Origin of the sequence: Klebsiella sp. TF21-TM, from assembly GCF_019753495.1 — a bacterium.
Classification (GTDB): Bacteria; Pseudomonadota; Gammaproteobacteria; order Enterobacterales; family Enterobacteriaceae; genus Klebsiella; species Klebsiella quasipneumoniae.
The window spans coordinates 1-1786 of the sequence record NZ_JAIJYL010000093.1 but is presented as its reverse complement, the minus strand read 5'-3'; the positions used below and the strand labels follow the sequence as shown (position 1 = coordinate 1786).

At 65.4% G+C, this 1786-nt stretch carries 1 pseudogene; it reads right to left on the bottom strand.

From position 1 onward, the window contains the following. Window positions 1-33: 33 nt before the first annotated feature. Window positions 34-1786 (bottom strand): annotated as a pseudogene (locus K5R89_RS27000) (Tn3-like element TnAs1 family transposase); the annotation flags it as partial.

Sequence of the window (1786 nt, the reverse complement as noted above, 5' to 3'; positions counted from 1 at the left end):
GGGGAGCCCGCAGAATTCGGAAAAAATCGTACGCTAAGGTTTTCCGGGCATCCGTAAGGGCCGAAACTTCCCGTCTTCCAGTCTGCGGCTCTGCCGCCAGACGTAATCGCCGGTTAGGTTGATGTGCTCCCAGCCCAGCGGCGACAGGAATTGCAGCAGCTCGCCGTCCACCGGCTTGCCGGCCTCGACCAACCCCTGGGTGGCGCGTTCCAGGTACACCGTGTTCCACAGCACGATAGCCGCCGTCACCAGGTTGAGGCCGCTGGCCCGGTAGCGCTGCTGCTCGAAGCTCCGATCCCTGATTTCCCCAAGGCGGTTGAAGAACACCGCCCTGGCCAGCGAGTTGCGCGCCTCACCTTTGTTCAGGCCGGCATGCACGCGGCGGCGCAGTTCAACACTTTGCAGCCAGTCCAGGATGAACAGCGTGCGCTCGATCCGGCCCAGCTCGCGCAGGGCCACGGCCAGTCCGTTCTGGCGCGGGTAGCTGCCGAGCTTGCGCAGCATCAGCGAGGCGGTGACGGTGCCCTGCTTGATCGAGCTGGCCAGGCGCAGGATGTCGTCCCAGTGGGCACGCACGTGCTTGATGTTCAGGGTGCCGCCGATCAGCGGGCGCAACGTCGGGTAGGCTTGCACGCCCTGCGGCACGTACAGCTTGGTTTCGCCGAGGTCGCGGATGCGCGGCGCGAAGCGGAAGCCTAGCAGGTGCATCAGGGCAAAGACGTGATCGGTGAAGCCGGCCGTGTCGGTGTAGTGCTCCTCGATCCGCAGGTCGGACTCGTGGTACAGCAGGCCGTCGAGCACATAGGTGGAATCGCGGACGCCGACATTCACCACGCGGGTGCTGAACGGCGCGTACTGGTCGGAGATATGGGTATAGAACAGCCGTCCCGGCTCGCTACCGTACTTCGGGTTGACGTGCCCGGTGCTCTCGCCCCGGCCACCCGCGCGGAAGCGCTGGCCATCGGAGGATGAGGTCGTGCCGTCGCCCCAGTGGGCGGCAAAGGCGTGGCGATACTGGTGGTTGACCAGCTCGGCCAAGGCCGCCGAATAGGTTTCGTCGCGGATGTGCCAGGCTTGCAGCCAGGACAGCTTGGCGTAGGTCAGGCCGGGGCTCGACTCGGCCATCTTGGTCAGCCCGAGGTTGATCGCATCACCGAGGATTGCGGACAGCAGCAACGTCCTGTCTTTGGCCTCGGCCCCGTCCTTCAAGTGGGTGAAGTGGCGGCTGAAGCCCGTCCAGTCGTCCACGTCCATCAGCAGTTCGGTGATCTTGATGCGCGGCAGTAACTGGCTGGTTTGGTCGATCAGCGCCTGCGCCCGATCCGGCACCGCCGCATCCAGCGGGGTGATTTTCAGCCCTGACTCGGTGAGGATGGCATCGGGCAGCTCGTTGTCCTTGGCCAGGCGGGTGACGGTGGCCAACTGCTCGTCCAGCAGCTGCAAACGCTCTTCCAGGTACTGGTCGCTGTTCGGGTTGATCGCCAGGGGCAGGGCCTGCTCGCGCTTGAGTGCGGCGAACTTCTCGGCCGGCAGCAGGTAGTCGTCGAAGTCGCGGAACTGCCGCGAGCCCTTGACCCAGATGTCGCCGGAGCGCAGGGCGTTCTTCAGCTCGGACAGGGCGCAGATTTCGTAGAATTTCCGGTCGAGGCCTTCCGGGGTGATCACCAGCGGCTTCCAGCGCGGCTTGATGAAGGCCGTGGGTGCATCGGCCGGCACCTTGCGCAGGTTGTCGGCGTTCATCTCACGCAGGGTCTGCACGGCTGCCAGCACGCCTTGCGCGGCCGGC